A 25,151-nucleotide genomic window follows, 5' to 3' on the forward strand; every position below is an offset into this window, starting at 1 on the left:
GCATGGTAAAGAGTCCGTATGGCCAGGCACCTTGGTCGACTCTCGGCCTTCCGGCCCCACGCGCACAGCGGAGGGCGCCCTCGGCGGGCCTCGCAACGGGTCGAGGGGCCCGACCCGCAGCCGGAGCCAGAGCCGGAGCCTGGCGGGCGCCCCCCAGGGAGACGCTGGCTGGGCCTGCCAAGGGTGCGCAGCGTCGCCGGCCGAGTGTTTCTGCTCCAGCTCGTGATCATGGTGCTGTTCGCCGCCGCCGCGGGAGGGGCTCTCGTGGTGCAGGCCCGGAATTCGAGCATGCAGGAGGCCCGGCAGTTGTCGATGGGCGTCGCACAGTCCTTCGCGCGCGCCCCGGGGACGCTGGACGCCATGAAGTCCGGCGAGCCCACCGCGCTGCTGCAGCCGCGCGCGGAGGACACCCGGAGGCACACCGGGGTCGACTATGTGGTCGCGTTCGACCCTCAGGGCTTTCGCTGGACCCACCCCGACCCGAAGTTGATCGGCAAGCACATCTTCGCCCTGCGCGAGGGCGGCGCCGCCGACCATCCCTTCACCAAGACGTTCGAAGGCAGCCTGGGCCTTGCCGTGGACACGACCGTTCCCGTCTACGACACCAATGGGACCTCCATCGTCGGCTTCGTGTCGGTCGGGGTCACCGTCGCCAGCGTGGACGACGTGGTGCAGGAGCAGCTGCCGCAGCTGCTGGGTTTCGCCGGCGGTGCGCTTGTGGTGGCCGCGGTCGGCACAGCGCTGGTGTCCTGGCGGCTGCGGCGGCAGACCCGCGCCCTCGATCCGTCCGAGATGACCCGGATGTACGAGCACCATGACGCGGTGCTGCACGCGGTGCGGGAAGGCGTACTGATCATCGGCGATGACGGACGGCTGCTGCTCGCCAACGACGAGGCGCGGCGACTGCTGGACCTGCCCGCGGACGCCGAGGAGCGCCGTGTCACCGAGCTCGGCCTGGCGGCTGACACCACCGAGTTGCTGGGCTCGGGCCGGACGGTGACGGACGTGGTGCACCTGGCAGGCGACCGGCTGCTGGCGGTCAACATACGGCCGGTCGATCCCGGCAGCCGCCCCGCGGGCAGCGTCGTCACGTTGCGTGACTCGACAGAGCTGCGTGCACTGGCGGGCCGGGCGGAGGTGGCCCGGGAGCGGCTGGGGCTGCTGTACGAGGCGGGGATACGGATCGGCACCACGCTGGACGTGGTGCGCACCGCGCAGGAACTGGCCGAGGTGGCGGTCCCCCGGTTCGCCGACACCGCGACGGTCGATCTGCTGGATCCGATCCTGCGGGGTGCGGAGTCGGCCGGCCCCGGCCCCGAGATGCGCCGGGTGGCGGTACACGGCGTCGACGGTGCCCGGTCTCTCTACCCGGTGGGGGAGCTGATCCGCTTCGTCCCCACCTCGCCCGTGGCCGTCGGCGCCGAGCGCGGCCGTGCGGTCCTGGACGCCGACCTGACCGCGTCCAGCGAGTGGATGAATGCCCAGGACCCCGAACGCGCCCGGCGCCTGCTGGACCTCGGCTTCCACTCCCTGATCACTGTGCCGCTCCAGGCTCGGGGTGTGGTGCTGGGCATGGCGAGTTTCTGGCGCTCGGACGCGGATCCCTTCGGCGGGGAGGATCTGGCCTTCGCCGAAGAACTGGCCGCCCGGGCCGCGGTCGCCGTCGACAACGCCCGCCGCTACACCCGTGAGCACACACTGGCCGAGACACTCCAGCGGAGTCTGCTGCCCAGCTCCCTGCCCGACCACTCGGCCGTGGAGGTCGCCCACCGCTATCTGCCCGCCCTGGAAGGCGTGGGCGGCGACTGGTTCGACGTGATTCCGCTGCCCGGCGCCCGGGTCGCCCTGGTGGTCGGCGACGTGGTGGGGCACGGCCTGCACGCCGCGGCCACGATGGGTCAGCTGCGCACCGCGGTGCACAACTTCTCCGCCCTGGACCTGCCCCCTGACGAGCTCCTCGGGCATCTGGACGAACTGGTCGCCCGAATCGACAGTGACGAGAACGTCGAGCGGGACAACGAGAGCGTCTCGGGAGCCACGTGTCTCTACGCGATCTACGACCCGGCGTCCGGGACGTGCGCGCTGGCACGGTCCGGGCATCCCGAGCCGGCCCTGGTGCGCCCCGACGGCACGGTGGAGTTCCTGCGGGTACCCGGTTCACCGCCGCTCGGTCTGGGCGGCGGTCTGCCCTTCGAGACCACCGAGTTCCCCCTCCCCGAGGGCTCCCGGCTGGTCCTCTACACAGATGGCCTGCTCGAAGACCGGGAACGGGGCCTCGACACCGGCCTCGAGGGACTGCGTCACGCCCTGGCGCACCCGGACCGGACACCGGAGGAGACCTGCCAGGACGTCCTCGACGCGGTGCTACCCGCTCGGTCGAGCGACGACATCGCCCTGCTCGTGGCCCGCACCCGCCTGCTGGACCCCTCCCACGTGGGCGAATGGGACGTGCCCGGCGATCCGGCGGTCGTCGCCGGCATCCGGTCGGATGTCACTCGCCGGCTGGAGACCTGGGGGCTGGAGGAGATGGCCTTCACGACCGAGCTGATCATCAGCGAGTTGGTCACCAACGCCATCCGCTACGGCACAGAACCGATCCGGCTACGGCTGGTACAGGACCGCGACAGCCTGATCTGCGAGGTCGCCGACGGCAGCAGCACCTCGCCACACCTGCGCCGGGCCGCGACCACCGACGAAGGCGGGCGAGGACTGTTCCTCGTCGCCCAGTTCGCACAACGGTGGGGCACCCGTTACACGGCCCGGGGCAAGGTGATCTGGACGGAACAGTCCACCCAGAGCCCGGTGAGCGATCCCGACGGAGTGCCGGCCGACGCCCTGCTGGACCAATGGGAGGACGCGGCCTGGTGAGCTGACGGCGCGGGAAGCCTCTGCCGTGCCGTCAAGCCGGCGCAGCCGGGGCCGCATGCCTCACGGAGTGCGGAACCCGCGAAACGTCACGTGCTTCCGGGTCTCGAACCCCAGCCGCTCGTAGAGCGCGAGCGCGCCGGTGTTCGCCTCGGCCACGTGCAGGAAGGGACGTTCGCCCCGGCCCACGATGCGCGCGACGAGCGCGCGCACCAGACGGGCGGCGTGGCCCTGTCCGCGTGCCTCGGGAGCCGTGCAGACAGCGCTGATCTCGGTCCATCCAGGAGGCCGGAGCCGCTCCCCCACCATCGCCACCAACGTGTCGCCGTCGCGGATGCCGAGATAGGTGCCGAGTTCATGGGTGCGTGGCCAGAACGGGCCTGGCCGGGTCCGCTCGACGAGGTCGAGCATCCCGGGCACGCTCTCAGCGCCCAGCCGGACCACGGCGGGGTCGAGTTCGGCACGAGAGACCTCCGGACGGCTGTCGCCGGCCCAGATCATCTGGCGGCCCTCGAGGACGAACACCGGCTCCCAGTCCGACGGCGGCATCGCCGGGCAGCTGAACATGTCAGCGAACTCGCCTCGCCCCAGCAGCTTGGCGAGGTCGCCCCACTCCTCCGAGTCCGCCTCCGCGGAGACCGCGGAAAAGGTCGCGACTCCCGGCAGATAGGTGGCAGCCCGGCCGAGTCGGCGAGCCAGATGCCCATGGTGGCCGCGGAGCGACTCCCCCACCGGGTCGTCGAGTGCGACGACGTCGCGGAGACCTGTCATCGTGCTGCGCCGCTCCTGCCCTTTGTCGAAGCCGGTGGCCCCGTGACCGACACGGTGCCATCGGATGCCGACGGACCATCGTAGTCAGCCCCGGTCCGCGAGGAAGCAGGGCATCCGCCCGCTGCGGCGATCACCGGCTGCGGGGCCATCTCCCTGCCGGCTTGCGCCAGTTCCTCGATGCCCGGGATTCCGTGTATCGCAGGCGTATCGAGAATCGCATACGCCACGGCAACGGTTCTCCGCTTCCCATGGGGGCATGAACCGCGACGCATCCCTGTCAGTACCGCTCCGCCGCACGCGCAGGATCGTGCTCCTCGGCCTGGCGATCCTCGGCTTGGCGAGCGCCGCGTTCGTCGGGCGGGGCCCGCTCTTGATGTCCGCTCCGATGTGCGTGGCCGGGCGGTGGCACGGCTGCTTCGACACGTTCAACGGTGTGGTGCTCATGACGTTGGTCGCGTTGCCGTTGGCCGCGCTGGTGGCGTGGGCTCTGGCGCGGCGTCGGCGTGCCGCCGGCGTCATATCGGCGTGGCGGATGTCGCTGGCCGAGGTGGGCATGGTCCACGGGACGGTGCCGTTCCTCTGGCTGACCATGATGCCGGGCGCCGGGGCCGGCACCGTTCCCGGCCGGTTCAGCCTGGTACCGCTGCGGGACCTGGTGGTGATGGGGCCGCTCGGGATCGTCGGCAACCTGCTGGTCTTCGCGTCACTGGGGTTCTTCGCCCCGATGCGGTTCGCGGCGCTGGCGTCCGTGCCGCGGATCCTGGCGCTCGGGGCGGGCTCCTCGGTTCTGGTCGAAACCGCACAGTACGTCCTGCGGCTGGACCGGGTGTCCTCCGTGGACGACGTACTGGTCAACACCGCCGGCGCCGTGCTGGCCGGGCTGGCGTCACGCCGCTGGTGGCGCACCACAGCACAAGCGCCGTCCGACCAGCCGCGCCCCGCGCCGGCGCCGGCAGGCTGAGTCGAGTGTCCAGTGTGCACACCTTCTTGCATACGTCGGCGATATGTTGTGCTGCCTAGGCTTCGGGCATGCGCGTACTGATCGTGGAGGACGAGCCCTACCTGGCCGAAGCCGTCCGTGACGGTCTGCGGCTGGAGGCGATCGCCGCCGACATCGCGGGCGACGGCGACTCCGCCCTGGAACTGCTCAGCGTCAACTCCTACGATCTCGCGGTCCTCGACCGCGACATCCCGGGCCCCTCAGGCGACGAGGTCGCCCGGCGCATCGTCGCCTCCGGCAGCGGCATCCCGATCCTCATGCTCACCGCGGCCGACAGGATCGACGACAAGGCGTCCGGATTCGAGCTCGGCGCCGACGACTACCTCACCAAACCGTTCGAGCTGCGGGAGCTCGTCCTGCGGCTGAGGGCTCTCGACCGCAGACGCGCGTACGCCAGGCCCCCGGTCCGCGAGATCGCGGGCCTGCGGCTCGACCCCTTCCGGCGGGAGGTCTTCCGCGACGGACGCTACGTCGCGCTCACCCGCAAACAGTTCGCCGTGCTGGAAGTCCTCACCGCCGCCGAGGGCGGGGTCGTCAGCGCCGAAGAGCTGCTGGAACGGGCCTGGGACGAGAACGCCGACCCCCTCACCAACGCCGTGCGCATCACCGTCTCCGCACTGCGCAAACGGCTCGGCGAACCATGGCTCATCGCCACGGTGCCCGGCGTCGGCTACCGGATCGACACCGGCATGGACACCACCCGCCCTGGCAGTACGCATGCATAGGCGCTCAGGGCTCAGCGCCCGAACGAAACTCACCATCAGCTACGCCGGATTCCTCCTCCTGGCCGGCGTTCTCCTGCTGGCCGTGATGTGGGTATTCGTGCTGCGCTGGCTACCGACCGACGACCCCAGATCCCTCCAGAGGACGTTCGGTGGCGTCGTCTTCATCGGGCCCAGCCGCGCCGACCTCCTGCGCGGCTTCACCCCCGCCGCGGCCACAGCGCTGGCCTTCCTGCTCGTGTTCGGCCTCCTGGGAGGATGGATCCTCGCCGGCCGGATGCTCGCACCACTCACACGGATCGCGGACGCGGCACGGATGGCCGGGTACGGATCACTGTCCCACCGGATCCGTATGAAGGGCCCCGACGACGAATTCCGCGAACTCGCCGACGTGTTCGACGCCATGCTCGAGCAACTCGATTCCCACGTCGCCGAACAGCAGAGGTTCGCCGCGAACGCCTCCCACGAGCTGCGTACCCCGCTGGCGATCACGCGGACGCTCCTCGACGTGGCCCGTGACGACCCCACGCGGGACCAGGGCGAACTCATCGAACGCCTCCACGCGGTCAACACGCGGGCGATCGACCTCACCGAGGCACTCCTGCTGCTCAGCCGCAGCGACGGCAAGAGCTTCACCCGCGAGCCCGTCGACCTCTCCCTCATCGCCGAAGAAGCCGCCGAAACGCTGCTTCCCCTCGCCGAGAAGCGCCAGACCACGCTCGACGTCACGGGCGAGACCACACAGACCGTCGGCTCCGCGGCGCTCCTCCTGCGGATGATGACGAACCTCGTCCAGAACGCCATCGTCCACAACCTCCCCGCCGGCGGCACCGTGACGATCCACACCGAACCGCAGCACGGCGCGAGCGTGCTGCGGGTCGAGAACACGGGCCATCCGCTCCCGTCGGAACTGGTACCGGCCCTCACCGAACCCTTCCAACGCGGAACAGAACGCGTACGCACCGACGAGCATGCCGGTGTCGGCCTGGGGCTGGCCATCGTGCACAGCATCGTCCGAGCACACGACGGCACCCTCGCCCTCGCGCCCCGCCCCACCGGCGGCCTCCTCGTCACGATTCGACTTCCCGACCAAGGGTTGTCCCGCAACTGATGCCGGCAGGGGCTGTCCTCCTCCCGACAACACGCCGATCAACGCCGGGAGGTGAGCACCTGAGCCCCTTGCTATGGTGCGCCGATGTCATCGATCAAGCGGTTCCAAGTCACCTTCGACTGCGCAGAACCCGCGCGCCTCGCCGCCTTTTGGTGCGAGGTGTTGGGATACGTCGTACCGCCGATCCCGGAGGGGTTTGCCACTTGGGAGGACTATCATCGCTCGCTGCCGCCTGAGGATCAGGTCACCTACTTCGCATGCAGTGATCCCTCGGGTGAAGGCCCGCGTCTGCTCTTCCAGCGCGTTCCCGAAGGGAAGATCGTCAAGAATCGGGTGCATCTCTGCGTGCGGGCCGGCACCGGGCTCGTGGGTGAGGAGCGCCTCGCCACACTGGAGGCCGAGTGCGCGCGACTGGTCTCCCTCGGTGCGGTACACCTGCGAACGCTGCTTGCCGATGGCACCAACGAGTCGTGCATCGTGATGCAGGACATCGAGGGCAACGAGTTCTGTCTCGACTGAGCCTCCTCCGCGACGGCGAGATCCCCCTGGGGGAGGAGCCGCCTCCCGCACCTGCGGTTACCGCCGCGGCCGTGCGAGCCATCATCAGGGCCCCGGTCAAGGAAACGCCGTGACCGGGGCCCCAGGATCAGTTGCCGCGGAAGGTGCCGACCGCCGCTAGTTCCGGTACCGGAACACGATCCGGCCGCGCGTCAGGTCGTACGGCGGGAGCTCCACCAGCACCCGGTCCTCCAGCATGATCTTGATGTAGTTCTTGCGGATCTTCCCGCTGATGTGCGCGAGCACCTGGTGGCCGTTCTCGAGCTCCACGGTGAACATGGCGCTGCGCAGGCACTCGACGACCTTGCCCTCGACTTCGATGACGTTCTTGTTCTTCGTCATCGCACCAGCTCCAGGTTGCTGCTCATCGGGCGGGCGCCGATGCCCTCGAACAGCGCCGAGGCCGCTTGGTTGGACTCGTGGACTTCGGTCCAGGCCTCGGCGAATCCGTAGTGGTGCAACGTCCCCAGCGCGTGGGCCAGCAGCGCCCGCGCGATGCCGCGGCGCCGCTCGTCGGCCCGGACCGCGACCAGCCCGATGCGCGGCCGGATCACCGTCACCACCCGGATCAGACCCAGGTAGCGGTCCGGCGTCGCGGCCACCGCGTACTTCGACGGGTCGACGATGGTGTCGCCCTCGGGGCGGGGAATCACCTCCGCGGGCATCGACTGCCACCCGACGGTCGCCTCGACTTCGTCACGGATCGCGCGGTCCACCGCCCGCAGCAGACTCTCCTCCGCCTGACCGGCGGGCACGATCGTCACGCCCGAAGGCGGCAGGACCGCTTCGAGCCCTGTGACCCGCGGGTCGGTCGGCACGTCGTACTCCCACTCGCGGCGCCGGATGGTGAACCCGGCCCGCCGCCAGCCGGCCGTCAGCTCGAGGTCGGCTTCGTCGACCACCGTGTACAGCGGCGCCGGCAGTTCCGCCAGCATCGCCTCGGCGAGCCGGTCGAAGGCGGCGTCGTGCCAGGCGTCGATGCTGACGAACAAGCGTCCGTCGGGCCGGTGTTGCGCATGCCCACGGCCGACCACCAGGTCGTCATCCAGTGCATGCCATTGCCTGTCCGCGACGCGTGTGATCATCACCGCGTTCTCGCTCAGGCCAGATGCGAAAGGCTTCGTGTTCATCGGAGTCTCCCTCCAGGAGTGCCTCGATCTCAGGCGCTCCTGGCGACACCGAACGTCAGCCGCCGGACCGTGACGGGTTGAGGGAGCACCCTTGGGTGACTGTGTTCACGGGGCTCACCTCCATACGACGACTTCACGGTCCACCGCGAAAGTAGCAGCGGGGCGCCGCCTCGCTCCATTCATTTCCCGCCCATCTGGCATCCAGGCCAACGGCCTCAGCCATGCTCGTCTCCTGCTGTGGGGGCGGTGGCCTGGGCTTCGTCGACGCCGTGCTTGAGCACGTCGCAGGTGTGCTGGAACTCGTCGGTGAGCCGGGTGGCCTCGGCCATGAGGATGCCGTACGGCTGGGCGGGGTCGCTGAGCGGGAGGGAGCCGGCACGTGCTTCCTCCTCCAGCCGGTCGCGGCACTGCTGAGCCTGCGCGGCGGCTTCGCACAGCTGGTGGGCCTGGTCTTGCAGATGGTCTTCGTCGACCTGGCTGAGCAGCTCGGCGATGTGGGCGAGGGAGGCCAGGAAGTCGCCGTAGGAGCGAGCGAAGTCGATGTCCTCCTGGCTGCCGTCGGCAGCGTGCCACTGGTCGAGGCTGCGGGTCATGGAGGCAACCTGGTGGGAGACCCGTTCCAGGGCGTCGACGACGGCCTGGTATCCGTCGAAGGACGTGCGGTGGCGGTGACGGCGCCGCAGGCGTCGGGGGTTGTAGAGGGTGCTCTCCCAGGCGGTGTGGACCGAGGACTGGGCCTGCTGCACGATCGGGGCCAGGTGGGAGGCCCGCCCGCGCCAGTGCCGGGTGCGTTCTTCTTCCAGCTTCCCTTCGCGCAGCGCCGGGTACATGTCACCGACCAGATCGCACAGCGAATGGGCGAGGGTGTGGATGCCGTACTCGGCACTGCGGTAGCGCAGGGGAGGCAGCACCAGCGTGTTCACCACGACGCCGATGCCGCAGCCGATCAGCACCAGCACGATGATCTGCCCGAGCTGGGACCAGCGCTGCGCATCGCTGGTGGCCGAGACGTAGGTGGAGAAGGCGAAGAACGCCGCGGTGGCGACCTGGGAGCCCTGCGAGCCCAGGGGTCGCCAGCGTCCGATGGCCAGCGCCGCCAGCGTCACCAGCACGAACGTGAGCAGGTGAGGACCGGCCAGCAGGCCCAGCACACCCTGCAGACCCACGCCCACGGCGACCGCACCGACGTAGCGCAGGGCCTGCACCAGCGACTGGTAGACCGTGACCTGCATGATCAGCACCGCGGAGAACGGCGCGAACGCCGGCGACTGCGCGGCCATGACATCGCGCGCGATCACCCAGGAGACGGCGGCCGCGAGGGTGCTCTTGCCGATGAGGGCCAGGGTGTGCCGCTCGTGCCCGTCCGAACCCGCCCGTCCGAACCACCGCCTCACCCGGGCCAGCCGGCCCTGGGAAGCCGCCTGTATACGCTGCGCCCCTGCAACGGCTTCGGCCATCTTCTCTCCCGTTCTCGTCCCGCCACGACTGCCGGGCCATGGGGTACCCCGAGCGGGTCACCACAGACTGTGGAAGAGGTCATACGTCCGGCTCGTCATGCGGGACCGGAGGGGATCGTCGAGCTCGGCATCGGTGTCGGCCGCACCCCCGTCGGCGCCCAGGCCCGTGACGCCACATGACGGGCTCCCGGCGCCGCCCCACATCCACTGGTCAGAGGCGGTATCCGCCAGCAGGGCGGCGTCGACGGCGCTCCCTCCGGCAGCAGCTCGCGCTCGGAAGAGGTGCAGTCGCGCCCTGCGGCGGCGCACAGGGCACGGAACCGGGCGCTCAGGCAGCCTTCCGCCCTTCCACCCGTTGACCGCTTCTGCGCGCCGGTCGGCGAGATCCCCGGTCTGAGGGCGGTCGTCCTCCTACGGACTCGGGTGGGTCCTTCTGCGGTACGCGATCGCGCCGAGCATGACGTCGACGGCGAGGAAGGCGGCCAGTGGGATGCCGAGCAGGGGCACGAAGCAGCCCAGTACGGCGGTCCCCCCTGCAAGCAGGAGCAGCAGTGGGACCGGGGCATGTCGCCACGCCCCGCGCGGCACGGGACGCCCGAAGCCGGCACCGCGGCCGCGCTGCCACCACATGCGGTACCCCCACACGATCAGGAGCACGAGGGCGACGGCCAGTGCGGCGAGCACCAGCTGGTTGACGATGCCGAAGAGCACGCCGGTGTGGGCGTCGATGCCCCAGCGGGTCAGCTTGGCCAGCACCGGATAGTCGGCGAACCGCAGTACCTCGGTGACCTCACCGGTCATCGGGTCGACCGCGACCGTGTCCTGCTTCTCCGGCCAGCTGCGCTGGATCTGCCGGACCACGTAGGCGGCCGACGCATCGGCCGGCGGCACCAGCTCGACCGGATCCGAGAGGCCCTCGCTCCGGGCCGCCTTGAGGACGGTGTCGAGGCCGACGCCTTTGCCGGTCTCCATACCCATACCCGCGTGCGTCGCGTGCTCGGCGTGACCGCCGCCGGAGTCGACGGTCGCCGTCACCGCAGGCGTCGCCTGCCCGAGCGCGTCGCGCAGATCGCTGATGTTCTGGCCGGCGTACGCCGACCAGGTCAGGCCCGTCGCCGAGAGGAAGAACAGCCCGGCGGCGGCCCACACGCCCACCGTGCCGTGCAGCGAGAGCGTGCGGCGGCGTCCGCGGAGACCTCGTGATCGCCGTAGCGCCCGACGCCTTCCGAGCCACAGCACCAGACCGCCGCCCGTGATGACCCACAACCAGCTCGCCGCGAGTTCGCTGTACAGGCGGCCCGGCTCTCCCAGGCGCAGATCGCGGTGGAGGTCGTCGATCCAGGTGCGCAGCGGCAGCGCGCCCGTGGCGCCGTACTGCTCCAGCGCACCGCGGATCTCGCCGGTGTACGGGTTCACGAACACGGCCAGCGTGTGGTCGGCCTCGACGCCCCGCACCCCGGACAGCAGCACCCGCGTGGTCGCACCCTCTTCCGGAGAGGGCCGGACCGCGCTGACCACGCCCTCGGGGTACGCCTTGCGGGCCGCGGCCACCTGCCGCGAAATCGGCAGCTCGTTCTCGCCGACGGGAACCCGCAGTTCGTGGGCGTAGGCGATCCGCTCGGCCTGGAACGAGCAGGCGTACAGGAATCCCGTCGCGGCGGCGACGAGCAGGAAGGGCGCGACGAACACACCCGCGTAGAAGTGCAGCCGCAGCACCATCGGGCGCAGCGACGCCCAGGCGGACCGGCCTGCGGAGGCTTGGCCCTCCACGGCCTCCTGGCTCTCTCCCGGGGTGCGGGCGTCCGGTGTGACGGACATGGTCTGGTCTCCTGACTCCGGAAGCGGTACGAGGTGGTCGAGGCCGGTTCCCCTGAGATCAGCTCGGGCCCGGATCGCCGGAGCGGGGCGCGGTGGCCGCTGATCGGGAGCCGACCAGGAGCAGGCACAGCACCGCGACGCCGGCGACGATGCCCGCGAGGAGGAGCAGCGGATCGAGGGGCCGGACCACGGAGGCGGCGCTCTGGGCGGCCACGGCGGGTTGCGCCGGGGCGGCGGACGCCCCGGACCCCGCGGCGGCCGAAGGTGAGGGCGAGGGCGAGTCGTCCTTCTCGGCGTCGGCCATGCCGCTGTGATCGCTGTGGGAGGCGGACGCGGTGTGGGAGGCGGACGCGGTCGTGTGGGTGGGCCGTGTCACGGGGCGTCCGGCAGCGGGGGCGGACGTGGCGTGCTGGTGGGAGGTCGGGTGTGCGGTGGGAGGGGGCGGCGCCGCGGCCTTCACGACGAGCTGTGCGGTCATGCCCGGGTGCACGGTGCAGACGTACCCGTAGGTGCCCGGCGTGGTGAAGGTGTGGCTCCAGGTGCCGCCCTTGTTCAGCATCGGGGAGTGGACGGACGCCGGACCGGAGGTGGTCTTCACGTCGTGGGGCGCCTGGTCCTGGTTGGTCCAGGTGACGGTGTCCCCTGCGTCGATGGTGAGGGAGCGCGGGCTGAACGCGTAGCCCGACATGAGGACTTGGTGGGCGGTGGCCGCGAGAGCGGTGGGAGCGGCACCGGGCAGAACGGTGACGGCGCCGGTCACGAAGAGGGCTGCCGGCAGCGCGCGCAGGACGGTCAGGCGGGGCATGTGAACTCCACGGCGACGAGCAGCCGTATGCGGTCTGCGGGACGGGTGCGGGGCAGGGTGAGGCCGGTCGTACGGCGGAGCGGGCCGTACGGGAGTCGTAGCGCGCCGAGGGCGAGGAGCTGGTCGTCGGCGCGGTCGACGACACGCAGGGTGAGCTCGGCCGGTACGAAGGCGTCGTCGGAGCCGTCGGCGCCGTCCAGGGCGAGTTCGCCGGGCACGCTCAGGCGGGAGCCGTCGGCCTCCGGCGTGATGCTCGTACTGACGAATCCGAGGGTTCGGCCCCGCAGCGGCCGGCCGGTCAGCTCCAGACTCAGGACGCAGTCCTCGGCGTCGGGCGCGACCGTGAGGCCCGCCTGCTCGGCGGTCAGGCGTCGGCGCAGGGTCGGCAACGGGCCCAGGCGGGCGGTCAGTTCGGCGATGCAGCGGCCTGGCGCGGCGGTGTAGGTGCCGGGCAGGGGAAGCCAGGAGGGTCCGGTCCGTGGCGGGGGAAGGACGGCGGTGGGGAGGGATTCGGTGGTCATCTCGGGCACCTCGGTGGGCGAGCGGAGTGACGGGGGACGACAATGGTCCGGTGGCGGGCCGGCCGACTGCGACTCGGCCGGCCCGCCACGTTCTGCCGGACTCGGGTCAGCAGGAGTTGGTGACGTAGTCCGTGGTGGGGGCGAGCATGTGCTCGGCCCAGACGGTGTGCATCTTCACGTAGGCGTCGGGGTTGAGGATGTCCGCGACCTGCTGGCCCAGGGACTCCTCCAGGTGCGCGGAGTTGATGTGCTGGAGCAGCACGCTGAGGGTGTCGTCGGCGACACTGCCGCTGCCGTTCACGGCCGGGGTGAGGATGGACTCCACCCAGACGGTGTGCATCTTGAGGTAGCTGTCGAGCTTGAGCGCGTCCTGGACCTGCTGGCCCGGAGACTCCTCCAGGTGGGCCTTGTTCAGGTGCTGGAGGATCGGCAGCAGGACCTGCTGGACGCTGGCGCACTGCTCGTCGCCGCCGTCGTCACCGCCGCTGGTGCCGCCGGAGCCGCTGCCCCCGCCGGTCGAACCGCCGGTGGAGCCACCCGTCGAACCTCCGGTGCCGCCTCCGGTCGAGCCGCCGGAGGACCCGCCCGTCGAACCGCCCGTCGACCCACCCGTGGAACCGCCGGTGTGCCCGCCGGTCGAGCCACCCGTGGAGCCCCCGCCGGAGCCGCCCGTGCTGCCGCCGCTGCCGCCGCTGTCGTCGGCGACCACGGTGACCGAGGCCGTCATGTCCGGGTGCACCGCGCAGTAGTACTCGTACGTGCCGGGCTTGGTGAAGGTGTACGACCAACTGTCGCCCTTGTTCAGCGTTCCGGAGTCGAACTTCGCCGGGCCGCTGGTGGTGGTGACCGTGTGCGGAGCGGTGTCCTCGTTGACCCACTTCACGGTCTGGCCGACCTTCACCGTCAGCTTCGGCTGGGCGAACTTGTAGTCCTTGATCTCGATGGTGTGGTCGGCCGCCTTGGTGTCGGCGGCGGCCGGCCGCGCCTCGTCCGCCATCGAGTGGGCCTCGGCCGCCGGTGCGGCCGTCTGCGGGGCCGCGGCCCCGCTCGACGCCTGGAGCAGACCGAAGCAGGCCGCGGCCGCGACGCCGGCGCCGATGCCGGTCGCGAGCAGTACCCGGTTGCCCACTCGGGAGTGCCGGTGGCTCGGCGGCGACGCGGCCGCGGAGGTGTCGTCAGTGTGCATGGTGGTACGTCTCCCTAGTGAGGTGAGAGGGGTGGGAGGGGCGCCGGTCAGCGGCCTGGGGCGGACGTGACCAGCAGACTCGTCGCGGCCAGGACGACGAGGACGAGCCCCGTCTCGGCAGCGACCGAGTAGACGAAGGGCCGTAGGGTGGCGCGGTCGCCACGCAGGAGTACGGCGATGTCGAGCCGGGTCCTGACCCAGCCGCGGCTGCGTTGGGCGATCAGCAGAACGGCGGCCAGTACGGCGAGTTTGATCAGGAGCAGCCGGCCGTAGCCGGTGCCGACGAGCGCGTCGAACGAGCCGACCACCTGCCAGGTCAGCACCGCCCCGGCCAGCGCGATGGCCGCGACCGACACCCCGGCCAGAACGGAGTAGCCGGACACCGTCGCCGACAGCTCCTCCGGGCGTCGCCTCGGCAGCACGCCCAGCAGCAGGAGTGTCAGCCCGCCCAGCCAGAGCGAGACGCCGAGCAGATGGACCAGGTCCGCGACCTCACCCCAACCGGGATGCGTGCCCTCGGCGTTGTGGCCGGTCATGCCTGTGGTGCGCAGCAGCCCGAGGCCGACCGCGAGGGCGCCGACCCGCCAGCCCGGCGACCGTGCGGCCCGCTCGCCACCTTGCAGCAGCGCGGCCAGGACGATGGCCGCGAGCACCCACAGGAGCACTCGGCAGGCGGCCACGATGCCGACCTCGGTGGTCAACAGGGCGGTGTAGGTGGATGGTCGGAGTACGTCGTCGAAGGTGCCCATCGCTCCGTACGCCCCCTGCAGGCCGGGGGCGAGGAGGCTCGCCGCGAGGCCGGCGGTCCAGGAGAGCGTGAGGATGCGGCGGGTGCGGCGGTCATGGGCACCCTGAGGCCAGAGCAGCGCGAGAAACGCGATTCCGCCGACGTAGAGGGCGAGGGCGAGATACCCGACCCACCGGGTGGCCACCCAGGCAGTGCGCACCGCCTCGGCGTCCTGCGGGGCGGCCTGTGTGTCGTCGGATTCGGCCGCGCCGGCGGCCTTCGCCTTCGCGGTGAGGGGGAAGGACAGGGTGCCGGATGTCGCATGCCCGTCCTCTATGTCAAGGACATGCCAAGAGAGAGTCAAGCGGTCGTGATCGGCGGCCTTCGGTACGGCCACCTCGACGGCGTTCCCCTTGCTGTCGCCGTGCGCGGCCCGGGCCACGGACAACTGCCGGCCGCCGGCGGTGACACGGACGTCGGCGAGGTCGACGGGCTCGCTGAAGACGAGCCGTACGGTCGCGGGCGTATGGGCGAGCCGGGAGCCGGCCTTCGGGGAGGACGACTCCAGTTCGGTGTGCGCTGACGCGGCGGGCGCGGCGAGCAGCACGGCGGCGAGAGCGGCCGGGACGGTGAGGAGACGGGGCAGGCGACGGCTTGTCACGGAAGCACCCCCGTCAGGACCGAGGGCGAGGCGGCCACGCCGACGCACGGGCCGTCCGGCGAGGGGGACGACGACGGCGAAGGGGACGACGACGGCGCGGCGATCCCGGTCAGGCCGCCGTCCAGCAGACCGGTCACCTGTGTGAGGGTGCCGCTCAACAAGGGCTGGACGAGATGCACTTCGCCCTCGTCGCAGGTGTCCGAGGGGGTGGGCGAGGGGGAATCCGTCGCGGAGGCGGAAGGCGCGGGCGTTGGACCGTGTCCGGTGCCTGTCCCGCCCGTACCGTGGCCCTCATGCCCGGCCGTGGACGGCGTGTCGGCGATGATCGGGATTCCGGCGTCACCACCACCGGTCCAGGAGCCGCCCACCGAACCGGCCCCCGGGTATCCGGCCGCCGCCCCGGATTCACCGGCCCCGGAGCCGTCGGCAGGGCCGGACGACTCGGACGGGGCCGGTGTCCCGGCAGCCGGAGGTGCGGCGGTGTCGACCGTCGTGGGGGTCGGCGCGCCGATGCCGGAGGCGTACCCGAGGACGACGATCACCGCCGCGACGAGCGTTCCGGCGACGAGTTCGTCGCGATGGTCTCCCGGCCAGGACGCCCTGGCAAACAAGGACATGGGCCCTCCAGAGGCTGTGCGTGAACCGCAGTGCCGAGGAGTGGATCAGAAACAACGATTCCCGACGACTACGCGTCAGTTAATCGGCGGTTTCATTGCCTCACATTGAGCTGGGGGTGGTCTGTGAGGTCGGACCTCCCCGCCCTAATCCGCGCATTGCATTCGGTGAAGGAATGGAAGGGTGCGTGAATTCGAACAGGCAGGGCATTTTATTCTTCACCGAATCACCGCGAAGTCATACGCGTCATCACTCGCGCTTTTCCTGACTCGGACATCCGACTCTCGGCCTGCCGCAGTTGACGGCGGGTGCCACAGCCGTGGCCCTGGTCGCGGCCGTGGCGGCCGTAAGCCCCGCTCGCGCAGAAGCCGCCACGGATGTTCGCGGCCGCCAGCCCCATGGCCTGCACAGGACCCCGGCACACCCGTCCGTTCCCGGGCCGCCGGTGACGACGCGCGTCGGCCGGCGGTCGGTCGTCGCCTTCCAGGAGAAGAGCCTGCGGCCTGCCGGTCAATAAAGCGCCGACCTCCGCTGAGGCAGCGTGCCGCCCCGTGCTCGGGTGCGGAAAGCCGCCGGAGTCTCCCCCGCCCGCTGCCGGAAAAAGCGGGTGAAGGCCGTGGCGCCGGGGAGGCCGACCCGCTCGCCGACGGCGGCGGTGGACAGGTCGGTGTGCACCAGCAGGCGCTTGGCCTCCAGGAGCACCCGGTCGTCGATCAGGCGCTTGGCGCCGGACCCGGTCGCGGCTCTGGCCGCCCGCGTGAGGGTGCGCACGCTGTAGCCCAACTGCCGGGCGTAGTCCTCCACCCGGTGGCTGCGGGTGAAGTCCCGCTCCACGGCCTGCCGGAAGCGCCGGTAGGCCTCGCTCCCCACCTCGTCACCGTCCTGGGCGCCGTGCAGGTGGGCCAGGCGCAGCACGAGGACGGCGAGCAGGTGCCTGACCACCTCGATGTGCACTTCCAGTGGCAGTTCGGCGAGTCGGCGGTACTCGCTCTCCAGCAGGTCCATGACGCGCCGGAGGGCCTGGCGCCGGCCCTCGTCCCGGGGAACGAGCGGCTGCGGCGGGGTCTGCTGGTCGACGCGGGCGGCCTCGACCGTGGTGCCGCCCAGGAAGCCGGACGGGAACAGCACGACGGTGCCTCGGGCTTCGGCGAGGTCGGCGCCGAACTGAAGGATCTGGCCGGGCCGCGCCCAGAGCCAGTCACCCTCGGACAGCGTGTGGTCGGTGAAGTCCAGCGAGCAGCGCAACGTACCGGAGCGCACCGTGATCAGGTGGTGGAAGGTGGGGCGCAGGGGGGCGAAGGGGTCGACTCCGTGGCCGCGCGCCCGGCCGAGCAGCCCGGCGAAGTCCAGCACCTCCGCTCCCGGTGGGGCTCCGGCGGAGGACCGGAACGGAAGGTCGGTGACGTCATCGTGTCCGTTTCTGTTCATAGCGCGTCGCCAGCATACGGGTCGCTACCTGAGATCCACCCCTAGCTTGGGAGTTGTCGGAGCAGAGCGGTGACCGAAAATGAGGGATGTGGTCGCCGTCGCCGATCGGATCGAGGGAGCTGACCGCTGTGCGATTGATCGTGGGAATGACGGGAGCGACGGGTGCCGTATTCGGCGTCCGGCTGTTGGAGAACCTGCGCGAACTGCCCGAGGTGGAGACCCACCTGGTGCTCTCCCGCTGGGCGCGCACCACCATCGAGCTGGAGACCGGGCTCTCCGTCGCCGAGATCAGCGCGCTGGCCGACGTCACGCACCCTCCCGAGGACCAGGGCGCCACCATCTCCTCGGGGTCCTTCACGACCGATGGCATGGTGATCGTGCCCTGCTCCATGAAGACGCTGGCCGGCATCCGGGCCGGCTACGCCGAGGGCTTGGTGGGCCGCGCCGCCGACGTGGTCCTCAAGGAACGCCGAAGGCTCGTGCTCGTCCCGCGGGAGACCCCGCTGAGCGAGATCCACCTGGAGAACATGCTCGCCCTGACCCGGCTCGGCGCGCAGATGGTGCCGCCCATGCCCGCCTTCTACAACCGTCCGGCCTCCGTCGAGGACATCGTCGACCACATCACCGCCCGCGTCCTCGACCAATTCGAACTGCCCGCGCCCGCCGCCAAGCGCTGGGAGGGCATGCGCGCCGCCCGCACCCTCAGGACCGCGGTCTGAACGCCCCCTCGCCTCCGCCAACCCCCACACCGCCGTAGACAAGGACTTCTTCACCATGGCCTATGACGACCTGCGTTCCTTCCTGGAGACCCTCGACAAGGAGGGCCAGCTGCTTCACATCGCCGAGGAGGTGAACCCCGAGCCCGACATCGCCGCCGCCGCCAACGCCGCCCCACGCCTGGGCGATGCGGCCCCGGCCCTGTACTTCGACAACGTGAAGGGCTTCACCGACGCCCGGATCGCGATGAACGTGCACGGCTCATGGGCCAACCATGCCCTCGCCCTCGACCTGCCCAAGGGGACCGGCACCAAGGAGCAGGTCGAGGAGTTCATCCGCCGCTGGGAGGAGTTCCCCGTCGCCCCCGAACGGCGGGACAACCCGCCGTGGGCCCAGAACACCCAGGAGGGCGACGACGTCGACATCTTCCAGGTGCTGCCGTTGATCCGGCTCAACGACGGCGACGGCGGCTTCTACATCGACAAGGCCGCGGTCGTCTCGAAGGACCCCGAGGACCCCGAGCACTCCGGCAAGCAGAACGTCGGCATCTATCGCATCCAGGTCAAGGGCAAGCGCAAGCTCGCCCTGCAGCCCGTGCCCATGCACGACATCGCCCAGCACCTGCGCAAGGCCGAGGAGACCGGCGAGGACCTCCCCGTCGCCATCACCATCGGCAACGACCCGGTGATCTCCATCGTGGCGTCGACTCCCATGGAGTACGACGAGAACGAGTACGAGCTGGCCGGCGCGCTGCGCGGCACCCCGGCGCCGATCGCCGAGGCCCCGCTCACCGGGCTGCCCGTGCCGTGGGGCTCGGAGGTCGTCATCGAGGGCGTGATCGAGGGCCGCAAGCGGGAGCTGGAGGGCCCCTTCGGCGAGTTCACCGGCCACTACTCCGGCGGCCGCAGCATGACCGTCATCCGCGTCGACCGGATCTCCTACCGTACGAACCCGATCTTCGAGCACCTCTACCTCGGCATGCCGTGGACCGAGGTCGACTACCTGATAGCCGCCAACACCTGCGTGCCGCTGTACCAGCAGCTCAAGAAGGACTTCCCGGAGGTGCGGGCCGTCAACGCGATGTACACCCACGGGCTGGTCGCGATCGTCTCGACGAAGAAGCGCTACGGCGGCTTCGCCAAGGCCGTCGGCACGCGCGTGCTCACCACCTCGCACGGCCTCGGCTACGCCGCCACCGTCATCGTGGTCGACGAGGACGTCGATCCCTTCAACCTTCCGCAGGTCATGTGGGCGCTGTCCACCAAGATGAACCCGTCCGGCGACCTGATCACCATCCCCAACCTGTCCGTGCTGGAGCTGGCCCCGCAGGCGCAGTCCCCCGGCATCGTCGACAAGCTCGTCATCGACGCCACCACCCCGGTCGAGCCCGACCGCCGCGGCAACTACAGCACCCAGGTCCATGACCTGCCCGAGACCGCCGAGTGGCTCACCCGGCTGCAGCGGCTCTCCGCCGGCCGCTGACCGCCACCGCCAACACCCGGAAAGGACACCGGCCATGGCCGACACGACCGCCGTCATCTGCCCCCGCTGCGCCTACCAGAGCGTCGAACAGGTCTTCACCTCGCCCGTCCCGGGCGTCTGGGACGTCCTGCAGTGCCGGCAGTGCCTGTACACCTGGCGCACGAGCGAGCCTGCCCGCCGCACTCAGCGCGACGCCTACCCCGAGCAGTTCCGGATGACCGTCGAGGACCTCCACAACGCTCCCGAGGTGCCCAGCGTCCCGCCGCTGAGGACAGCCTGAGCTTCAGGCTCTCGGCACGTTCGCCGTGCCCCTCGCTCACTCTTCCTGCCGACCGGTCCGCGGGCGCCCTGACCCGTGCGGGAGAGCCATGGGGGCCCCGTCACACCCCGGAACGCCACTCCCCGGCACAGCGCGGCCTGCCACCGAACGCCCGGGGCCATCAGGCTGGAAGAGGCTGAAGATCAACTCCCCCGCCTGTGATCACATCGCCGGTTGCTCTGGGAGGGCCGGGGCGACGGCAGCCCCGGAACGACCTGGCTGGAGAAGGTCAGCGACGCCGAACACGCCCAGACGCTCAGCGGCACCCGCTGAACCGCCAACCCGGAGGTAGGCACATGCGCACCACGACGCTCGGCAGCAAGGGACCGGAGGTCGGTGTCGTCGGCCTGGGCTGCATGGGTATGTCGTACGGCTACGACATGAGCAGCAGGCGGGACGAGGACGCGTCCATCGCGGTGATCGACCAGGCACTCGACCTGGGGATGACGTTCCTCGACACCGCGGACGTGTACGGGCCCTGCACGAACGAGGAGTTGGTCGGCCGCGCGCTGGCCGGCGGCCGTCGTGAGCGGGCGGTGCTGGCCACCAAGGTCGGCATGGTCCACCAGGGCTCGGCGGGCTCACCGCGTGCGGTGCCGAAGGGCAGCCCCGACCACATCCGCCGCTCGATCGACGAGAGTCTGGGGCGCCTCGGCACCGACCACGTCGACCTGTACTACCTGCACCGCGTCGACCCGGAGGTGCCGATCGAGGACAGCGTCGGCGCTCTGGCCGAGGCGGTCGCCGCTGGGAAGGCCCGTGCGATCGGGCTGTCCGAGGTGACCGTCGAGCAGATCAGGCGGGCCCAGTCGGTCCACCCGATCACGGCGGTGCAGTCGGAGCTGTCGCTGTGGACCCGGGACTGGACGGAGGAAGTGCTGCCCTACTGCAAGGAGCAGGGCATCGCCTTCGTGCCGTACTCACCGCTCGGCAAGGGCTTCCTGACGGGCCGTTTCTCGTCCTTCGACGACCTGCCGCAGGACGACTTCCGGCGGGGGCTGGCCCGCTTCCAGCAGGACGCGCTCCGGCAGAACCTCGCCATCGCCGACAAGGTCCGGCAGATCGCCGATCGCCTTGACGCGACCCCCGCGCAGGTGGCGCTGGCCTGGGTAATGGCCCAGGGCGAGTACGTGGTCCCCATCCCCGGCACCAAGACCTCGAGGTACCTGCGCGACAACGCCGGCGCGTCGGACGTCGAGCTGACCGCGGCCGACCTTGCCGAGCTGGACGCGCTGCCCGTGCCGACAGGCGGCCGCTACTTCTGACCCCACCCACAGACACGCCGTCAACTCGCCATCAGGAAGAGGGAAGAGCGCATGCGAGCAGCATTGATGTACGGCGCCGGTGACGTCCGTGTGGAGAGCGACCCGTCGGCGTCGACGACATCCCGGACGGCTACCGGTCGATGGCCGACCGCACCGCGCTGAAGACTCTCATCCAGCCCTGACCGATCACCCCCGAGGAGACCGTCCCCGCCGTCGAGGCCGCCCTCCAGGACGGCGACCTCCTGATCGACACCGCGGCCGCCCACCGAGATGACGTCGCCGCCGCCGCTGTGCCGAGGCCCTCGTACCGTCGTTCAGTCGCCGCTGAGGGGGCTGCTCACCGAGGTGTCCTGAGGACTCGTCATGTCCAGCAGGGCCAGCTTGTCGTGGTCGGAGCTGCCGGGTTCGGCGAAGTAGGTCACGAATCTCTGGCCCGGAGTGCCCTCGATCTGCATCGACTGGTAGCCGGGGGTGATGTCACCGACCTCGGGATGGTGGAAGGTCTTGCTGCCGTGGGTGTGCCAGCGCACGTCGTAGCGCTCCCACAGATCGGTGAACTCCGGGCTCTTGGCGTGGAGTTCACCGACCAGCCGGACCAGGTCGGGTGCGTGGGGCTCGATCCCGGCCAGGGCGCGCAACCGGCCCACGCAGGCCCGGATCTGCTCGTCCCAGTCGTCGAAGAGCTTCTGGGCCTGCGGGTGGAGGAAGACGTAGCGCACCACGTTGCGTTCGTTCGCGGGCCAGTCGCCCATGCCGGCGAACAGCCTCAGCCCGCTCGGGTTGCAGGCGATGATGTCCATCGTCCGGCTGACCACGTAGGTGGGCAGGGCCGCAGGTTGTCCAGCATCAGCTGGACTCCGGGACGAACGGTGCGGCTGAGCTCGCCCGGGGGCTCCGCGACGGCGCTGCGGGCGCCGCAGGCGACAAGGTCGCGCAGATGTCCGTGCTCCGCCGCGTCCAGTTTCAGGACGCGCGAGGGCGTCGACGACGGAGGCGCTGGGGTTGGTCTCCTTGCCGCGCTCCAGACGCGCGTAGTAGTCGATGCTGACCCCGGCCAGGGTGGCCAGTTCCTCGCGTCGCAGTCCTGGGGTTCGGCGCAGACCGGGCCCGACCGGAACACCCGCCTCCTCCGGGGTCACCCGGGTGCGGTGGGCGCGCAGAAAACGCCCCAGTTCCGTGCCGGTGCCACCGCCCTGCTGCTCACGTGCCTTTGCCCCAGTGTGGCAGCTCGCCTGTGACCCGTCTGTGACCAGGACGAACAGACCATGAGGGGCCCTGTCACACCCTGGAACACCGCTCCCCGGCACAACGCGGCCTGCCGCCCGTAGCGCGTGGCGAGCAGGCTGGGAGTCGCCGCACCAACCACCTCGCTCACAGGAGAAACCCGTGTCCAGTCCCGTCGTGTCCACCTGGCGATCGCCCCGCACGCACCCGGGCCGCGCGAGCGGTACCGGTGCCCGCTGGGCGCTGGCGGCCGCGCTGCTCGGCTTCTTCGTGATCACGCTCGACGCCCTGATCGTCAACGTCGCCCTGCCCGAGATCGGCCGTGATTTCGACAGCGGCATCACCGGCCTGCAGTGGGTGGTCGACGGCTACACCCTGTTGTTCGCCGCACTGTTGCTGTCGGCGGGATCCGTGACCGACCGGATCGGCGCGCGTCAGGCGTTCGGGGCCGGGCTCATCGTGTTCACCGCCGCCTCGGCGGCCTGCGGCTTCGCACCGAACCTGGGTGTGCTGGTCATCGCGCGGCTGGTGCAGGGAGCGGGAGCCGCGGTGATCGTTCCGGCCTCGTTGGCCCTGATCCGCGAGGCGTTCCCCGACTCCGCGCGGCGGGCGCGGGCGATCTCCCTGTGGGCGATGGGCGGCTCGGTGGGCGCCGCGGCCGGGCCGGTGCTGGGTGGCGTGCTGAGCGAGATCAGCTGGCGGACGATCTTCTTCGTCAATCTGCCGGTGGGCCTGCTGGCTCTGTTCCTCCTCACCCGGACAACGCGTTCGCCCCGCCGGGCGGACACTCCGTTCGACTGGACCGGGCAGATCGCCGCGGTGGCGGCCATGGGCGGCCTGACGTACGCAGCGATCGAGGCCGGCGCTGTCGGACTGACCGCTCCGCGGGTCCTGGTGGCGCTGCTGGGCGCCGTGGCCGCGGGTGCGGTCTTCCTGATCGCGCAGGCCCGTGGCCGGCACCCGATGGTGCCGCTGCAGCTGCTCCGCGAGCGCACGATGGCGATCTCGGCATCGATCGGTTTCGCGCTCAACGTGGGCTTCTACGGCATGATCTTCCTGCTCAGCCTGTACCTGCAGCAGGAGCACGGGCTGTCGCCGCTGGCCACCGGGCTCGCCTTCCTGCCGATGACGCTGCTGACCGCCTTCGTCAGCCCCACGGCTGCCTGGTGCGCCCGGACGTTCGGTCCGCGCATGCCCGTCATCACCGGGCAACTCGTCATGGCCACGGGCCTCGTGCTGCTCTGTGTGCCGCGGGCGTCGGCGCCCACGTGGCTGACGGTGATGCTGATGATCCCGGTCGGTACGGGCGGCGGCCTCGCCATCCCGGCGGTGACGTCCCAACTGCTCGACCGCGTCCCGGCCGAACGCGCGGGCACCGCCAGCGGCGTCCTGAACACCGCCCGCCAGGTCGGCGGAGCCCTGGCCGTGGCCGTGTTCGGCGCCCTGGCGACCCAGCACGCGACGTTCTTGCACGGACTGCGCACCAGTCTGCTGACAGCCGCCTGCCTGCTCCTCCTGACCACCGCGGCCGGCCTGCTGCTCAGGCCCGCCCCGCAGCAGTGACCGTCCGCTGAGCGTCGCGCAAGGAGCACCACCCCCGCCCGCTGAGACACCGGCCCCCACAGACCCCGGCAGCCGGGCCCCGGCAGCCCGGGCATCCGAAACACCCGAATCCCCACAGGAGAACTGTGTTCACCGCAAACGCGTACGCCGCCACGTCCGCGACCGAACCGCTCACCCCGACGACGATCGAGCGGCGCGAAGTCGGCCCGCGTGACGTCCTCATCGACATCAAGTACTGCGGCATCTGCCACTCCGACATCCACCACGCCCGCAGCGAGTGGGGCGAGCAGCTCTATCCGGTCGTGCCCGGTCACGAGATCGCCGGCCTGGTCGCCGAGGTCGGCTCCGAGGTCACCAAGTACGCCGTCGGCGACAAGGTCGGCGTCGGCTGCCTGGTCGGCTCCTGCCGCGAGTGCGCATACTGCGAGGCCGGCCGTGAGCAGTACTGCACCCAGGGCGGTGGCACCCTGACCTTCGGCGACACGGACAAGTACGGCCGGGGCACCCAGGGCGGCTACGCCACCCGCATGACGGTGGACGAGGACTTCGTCCTGAAGCTGCCCGACAACGTCGACCTGGCCAACGTGGCCCCGCTGCTGTGCGCGGGCATCACCACGTACTCGCCACTCAGGCACTTCGGCGCCGGCCCCGGCAAGAAGGTCGCCGTCGTCGGCTTCGGCGGGCTCGGCCACATGGCCGTGAAGTTCGCCCACGCCCTGGGCGCCGAGGTCACCGTGCTGTCGCAGTCGCTGAAGAAGCAGGACGACGGCAAACGGCTCGGAGCCGACCACTACTACGCCACCAGCGACCCGGAGACCTTCGAGACGCTGGCCGGCACCTTCGACCTCATCATCAACACGGTCAGCGCGAAGCTCGAACTCGACTCCTACCTCGGCCTGCTGGCCGTGGACGGCGCCCTGGTCAACGTCGGCGCCCCGGCCGAGCCGCTGTCGCTCAACGTCTTCTCGCTGCTGATGAAGGGGCGCTCGTTCGCCGGTTCGCTCATCGGTGGTCTGCCGGAGACCCAGGAGATGCTCGACTTCGCCGGTGAGCACGGCATCGGCGCCGAGGTCGAGGTCATCCCGGCCGAGAAGATCAACGAGGCGTACGACCGCGTCCTCGCCTCCGACGTCCGCTACCGCTTCGTCATCGACACCTCGACGCTGCACTTCGCCGACGATCTCGATTCCTGAACCGCTCCCTTCC

At 70.7% G+C, this 25,151-nt stretch carries 22 protein-coding genes and 1 pseudogene; 11 read left to right on the plus strand and 12 right to left on the minus strand.

Features of this window, described 5'->3' with window-relative positions:
- Window positions 1-18 precede the first annotated feature (18 nt).
- A complete protein-coding gene (locus OHU35_RS03710; protein ID WP_405504607.1) occupies window positions 19-2,868 on the plus strand; it encodes a SpoIIE family protein phosphatase in 2,850 nt (949 codons plus the stop codon).
- Between the two features lie 60 nt (window positions 2,869-2,928).
- Here OHU35_RS03710 and OHU35_RS03715 read toward each other — a convergent pair whose 3' ends face one another.
- Entirely contained in the window at window positions 2,929-3,636 is a 708-nt protein-coding gene (locus tag OHU35_RS03715; RefSeq protein WP_189730669.1) for a GNAT family N-acetyltransferase, read from the minus strand.
- Between the two features lie 256 nt (window positions 3,637-3,892).
- On the opposite strand from OHU35_RS03715, the gene OHU35_RS03720 reads away from it, so the two are divergent.
- The 4 genes from OHU35_RS03720 to OHU35_RS03735 all read left to right on the plus strand — a co-directional run bounded on the left by OHU35_RS03720 (window position 3,893) and on the right by OHU35_RS03735 (window position 6,988).
- Window positions 3,893-4,597: a VanZ family protein gene (locus OHU35_RS03720; RefSeq protein ID WP_405504609.1), complete on the plus strand. Its 705-nt coding sequence runs from the start codon at window positions 3,893-3,895 to the stop codon at window positions 4,595-4,597.
- 68 nt (window positions 4,598-4,665) lie between these two features.
- Window positions 4,666-5,361 (plus strand): response regulator transcription factor, encoded by a 696-nt coding sequence (locus tag OHU35_RS03725; RefSeq protein ID WP_359895642.1) that lies wholly within the window; start codon window positions 4,666-4,668, stop codon window positions 5,359-5,361.
- Window positions 5,354-6,469, plus strand: coding sequence for a sensor histidine kinase (locus OHU35_RS03730; RefSeq protein ID WP_405504611.1), 1,116 nt, complete (start codon window positions 5,354-5,356; stop codon window positions 6,467-6,469). Before OHU35_RS03725 ends, OHU35_RS03730 begins: the two co-directional genes overlap by 8 nt.
- An 84-nt stretch (window positions 6,470-6,553) precedes the next feature.
- Complete coding sequence (locus OHU35_RS03735) at window positions 6,554-6,988, plus strand: VOC family protein (protein WP_189730662.1); 435 nt, start codon at window positions 6,554-6,556, stop codon at window positions 6,986-6,988.
- Between the two features lie 156 nt (window positions 6,989-7,144).
- On the opposite strand, the gene infA is transcribed toward OHU35_RS03735, so the two are convergent.
- The 10 genes from infA to OHU35_RS03785 all read right to left on the minus strand — a co-directional run bounded on the left by infA (window position 7,145) and on the right by OHU35_RS03785 (window position 17,375).
- Window positions 7,145-7,369, minus strand: coding sequence for a translation initiation factor IF-1 (gene infA, locus OHU35_RS03740; RefSeq protein ID WP_010981942.1), 225 nt, complete (start codon window positions 7,367-7,369; stop codon window positions 7,145-7,147).
- Complete coding sequence (locus OHU35_RS03745) at window positions 7,366-8,157, minus strand: GNAT family N-acetyltransferase (RefSeq protein WP_405504614.1); 792 nt, start codon at window positions 8,155-8,157, stop codon at window positions 7,366-7,368. The genes infA and OHU35_RS03745 overlap by 4 nt, the downstream gene beginning before the upstream one ends.
- Window positions 8,158-8,372: 215 nt before the next feature.
- Window positions 8,373-9,614, minus strand: a complete 1,242-nt coding sequence (locus tag OHU35_RS03750; protein WP_405504616.1) for an FUSC family protein — start codon at window positions 9,612-9,614, stop codon at window positions 8,373-8,375.
- Between the two features lie 411 nt (window positions 9,615-10,025).
- Entirely contained in the window at window positions 10,026-11,432 is a 1,407-nt protein-coding gene (locus OHU35_RS03755) for a PepSY-associated TM helix domain-containing protein (RefSeq protein ID WP_405504617.1), read from the minus strand.
- A gap of 58 nt (window positions 11,433-11,490) precedes the next feature.
- The gene (locus OHU35_RS03760) at window positions 11,491-12,237 is read right to left on the minus strand and encodes a plastocyanin/azurin family copper-binding protein (protein ID WP_189730653.1); all 747 of its coding nucleotides are present in this window, start codon (window positions 12,235-12,237) and stop codon (window positions 11,491-11,493) included.
- Complete coding sequence (locus tag OHU35_RS03765) at window positions 12,225-12,758, minus strand: hypothetical protein (protein WP_359895637.1); 534 nt, start codon at window positions 12,756-12,758, stop codon at window positions 12,225-12,227. Before OHU35_RS03765 ends, OHU35_RS03760 begins: the two co-directional genes overlap by 13 nt.
- 106 nt (window positions 12,759-12,864) lie before the next feature.
- Complete coding sequence (locus OHU35_RS03770; protein ID WP_189730649.1) at window positions 12,865-13,944, minus strand: plastocyanin/azurin family copper-binding protein; 1,080 nt, start codon at window positions 13,942-13,944, stop codon at window positions 12,865-12,867.
- 47 nt (window positions 13,945-13,991) lie between these two features.
- Window positions 13,992-15,332, minus strand: coding sequence for a copper resistance protein CopC (locus OHU35_RS03775; protein ID WP_405504619.1), 1,341 nt, complete (start codon window positions 15,330-15,332; stop codon window positions 13,992-13,994).
- Window positions 15,329-15,949, minus strand: a complete 621-nt coding sequence (locus OHU35_RS03780) for a hypothetical protein (RefSeq protein WP_189730647.1) — start codon at window positions 15,947-15,949, stop codon at window positions 15,329-15,331. Before OHU35_RS03780 ends, OHU35_RS03775 begins: the two co-directional genes overlap by 4 nt.
- Window positions 15,950-16,457: 508 nt before the next feature.
- Window positions 16,458-17,375 carry an AraC family transcriptional regulator gene (locus OHU35_RS03785; RefSeq protein WP_405504621.1) on the minus strand — a complete coding sequence of 306 codons (918 nt, stop codon included), beginning with the start codon at window positions 17,373-17,375 and terminating at the stop codon, window positions 16,458-16,460.
- Window positions 17,376-17,503: 128 nt separating this feature from the next.
- On the opposite strand from OHU35_RS03785, the gene OHU35_RS03790 reads away from it, so the two are divergent.
- From OHU35_RS03790 to OHU35_RS03805, 4 genes are all read left to right on the plus strand, one after another.
- Window positions 17,504-18,094: a non-oxidative hydroxyarylic acid decarboxylases subunit B gene (locus OHU35_RS03790; protein ID WP_229873505.1), complete on the plus strand. Its 591-nt coding sequence runs from the start codon at window positions 17,504-17,506 to the stop codon at window positions 18,092-18,094.
- A gap of 55 nt (window positions 18,095-18,149) precedes the next feature.
- Window positions 18,150-19,574, plus strand: a complete 1,425-nt coding sequence (locus OHU35_RS03795) for a non-oxidative hydroxyarylic acid decarboxylases subunit C (RefSeq protein ID WP_405504624.1) — start codon at window positions 18,150-18,152, stop codon at window positions 19,572-19,574.
- Window positions 19,575-19,608: 34 nt separating this feature from the next.
- Complete coding sequence (locus tag OHU35_RS03800; protein ID WP_189730639.1) at window positions 19,609-19,854, plus strand: non-oxidative hydroxyarylic acid decarboxylases subunit D; 246 nt, start codon at window positions 19,609-19,611, stop codon at window positions 19,852-19,854.
- Between the two features lie 335 nt (window positions 19,855-20,189).
- Window positions 20,190-21,158, plus strand: coding sequence for an aldo/keto reductase (locus tag OHU35_RS03805; RefSeq protein WP_405504626.1), 969 nt, complete (start codon window positions 20,190-20,192; stop codon window positions 21,156-21,158).
- Window positions 21,159-21,472: 314 nt separating this feature from the next.
- Here the strand turns inward: OHU35_RS03805 and OHU35_RS03810 are convergent.
- Window positions 21,473-22,330, minus strand: a pseudogene (locus tag OHU35_RS03810) (helix-turn-helix transcriptional regulator).
- Window positions 22,331-22,544: 214 nt separating this feature from the next.
- Here OHU35_RS03810 and OHU35_RS03815 point away from each other — a divergent pair.
- Together OHU35_RS03815 and OHU35_RS03820 are read left to right on the plus strand one after the other, a co-directional pair.
- Window positions 22,545-23,945: an MFS transporter gene (locus tag OHU35_RS03815; protein ID WP_372498794.1), complete on the plus strand. Its 1,401-nt coding sequence runs from the start codon at window positions 22,545-22,547 to the stop codon at window positions 23,943-23,945.
- Window positions 23,946-24,070: 125 nt separating this feature from the next.
- Window positions 24,071-25,138: an NAD(P)-dependent alcohol dehydrogenase gene (locus OHU35_RS03820; protein ID WP_405504628.1), complete on the plus strand. Its 1,068-nt coding sequence runs from the start codon at window positions 24,071-24,073 to the stop codon at window positions 25,136-25,138.
- Window positions 25,139-25,151 lie beyond the last annotated feature (13 nt).

The organism is Streptomyces purpurascens (genome assembly GCF_045040895.1).
Taxonomy (GTDB): domain Bacteria; phylum Actinomycetota; class Actinomycetes; order Streptomycetales; family Streptomycetaceae; genus Streptomyces; species Streptomyces purpurascens.

What these genes read in the sequence shown, in the direction of transcription:
- OHU35_RS03710 (WP_405504607.1), top strand. Translation starts at nt 19, where the DNA reads ATGGCCAGGCACCTTGGTCGACTCTCGGCCTTCCGGCCCCACGCGCAC.
- OHU35_RS03715 (WP_189730669.1), bottom strand. Translation starts at nt 3,636, where the DNA reads ATGACAGGTCTCCGCGACGTCGTCGCACTCGACGACCCGGTGGGGGAG.
- OHU35_RS03720 (WP_405504609.1), top strand. Translation starts at nt 3,893, where the DNA reads ATGAACCGCGACGCATCCCTGTCAGTACCGCTCCGCCGCACGCGCAGG.
- OHU35_RS03725 (WP_359895642.1), top strand. Translation starts at nt 4,666, where the DNA reads ATGCGCGTACTGATCGTGGAGGACGAGCCCTACCTGGCCGAAGCCGTC.
- OHU35_RS03730 (WP_405504611.1), top strand. Translation starts at nt 5,354, where the DNA reads ATGCATAGGCGCTCAGGGCTCAGCGCCCGAACGAAACTCACCATCAGC.
- OHU35_RS03735 (WP_189730662.1), top strand. Translation starts at nt 6,554, where the DNA reads ATGTCATCGATCAAGCGGTTCCAAGTCACCTTCGACTGCGCAGAACCC.
- infA (WP_010981942.1), bottom strand. Translation starts at nt 7,369, where the DNA reads ATGACGAAGAACAAGAACGTCATCGAAGTCGAGGGCAAGGTCGTCGAG.
- OHU35_RS03745 (WP_405504614.1), bottom strand. Translation starts at nt 8,157, where the DNA reads ATGAACACGAAGCCTTTCGCATCTGGCCTGAGCGAGAACGCGGTGATG.
- OHU35_RS03750 (WP_405504616.1), bottom strand. Translation starts at nt 9,614, where the DNA reads ATGGCCGAAGCCGTTGCAGGGGCGCAGCGTATACAGGCGGCTTCCCAG.
- OHU35_RS03755 (WP_405504617.1), bottom strand. Translation starts at nt 11,432, where the DNA reads ATGTCCGTCACACCGGACGCCCGCACCCCGGGAGAGAGCCAGGAGGCC.
- OHU35_RS03760 (WP_189730653.1), bottom strand. Translation starts at nt 12,237, where the DNA reads ATGCCCCGCCTGACCGTCCTGCGCGCGCTGCCGGCAGCCCTCTTCGTG.
- OHU35_RS03765 (WP_359895637.1), bottom strand. Translation starts at nt 12,758, where the DNA reads ATGACCACCGAATCCCTCCCCACCGCCGTCCTTCCCCCGCCACGGACC.
- OHU35_RS03770 (WP_189730649.1), bottom strand. Translation starts at nt 13,944, where the DNA reads ATGCACACTGACGACACCTCCGCGGCCGCGTCGCCGCCGAGCCACCGG.
- OHU35_RS03780 (WP_189730647.1), bottom strand. Translation starts at nt 15,949, where the DNA reads ATGTCCTTGTTTGCCAGGGCGTCCTGGCCGGGAGACCATCGCGACGAA.
- OHU35_RS03785 (WP_405504621.1), bottom strand. Translation starts at nt 17,375, where the DNA reads ATGAACAGAAACGGACACGATGACGTCACCGACCTTCCGTTCCGGTCC.
- OHU35_RS03795 (WP_405504624.1), top strand. Translation starts at nt 18,150, where the DNA reads ATGGCCTATGACGACCTGCGTTCCTTCCTGGAGACCCTCGACAAGGAG.
- OHU35_RS03800 (WP_189730639.1), top strand. Translation starts at nt 19,609, where the DNA reads ATGGCCGACACGACCGCCGTCATCTGCCCCCGCTGCGCCTACCAGAGC.
- OHU35_RS03805 (WP_405504626.1), top strand. Translation starts at nt 20,190, where the DNA reads ATGCGCACCACGACGCTCGGCAGCAAGGGACCGGAGGTCGGTGTCGTC.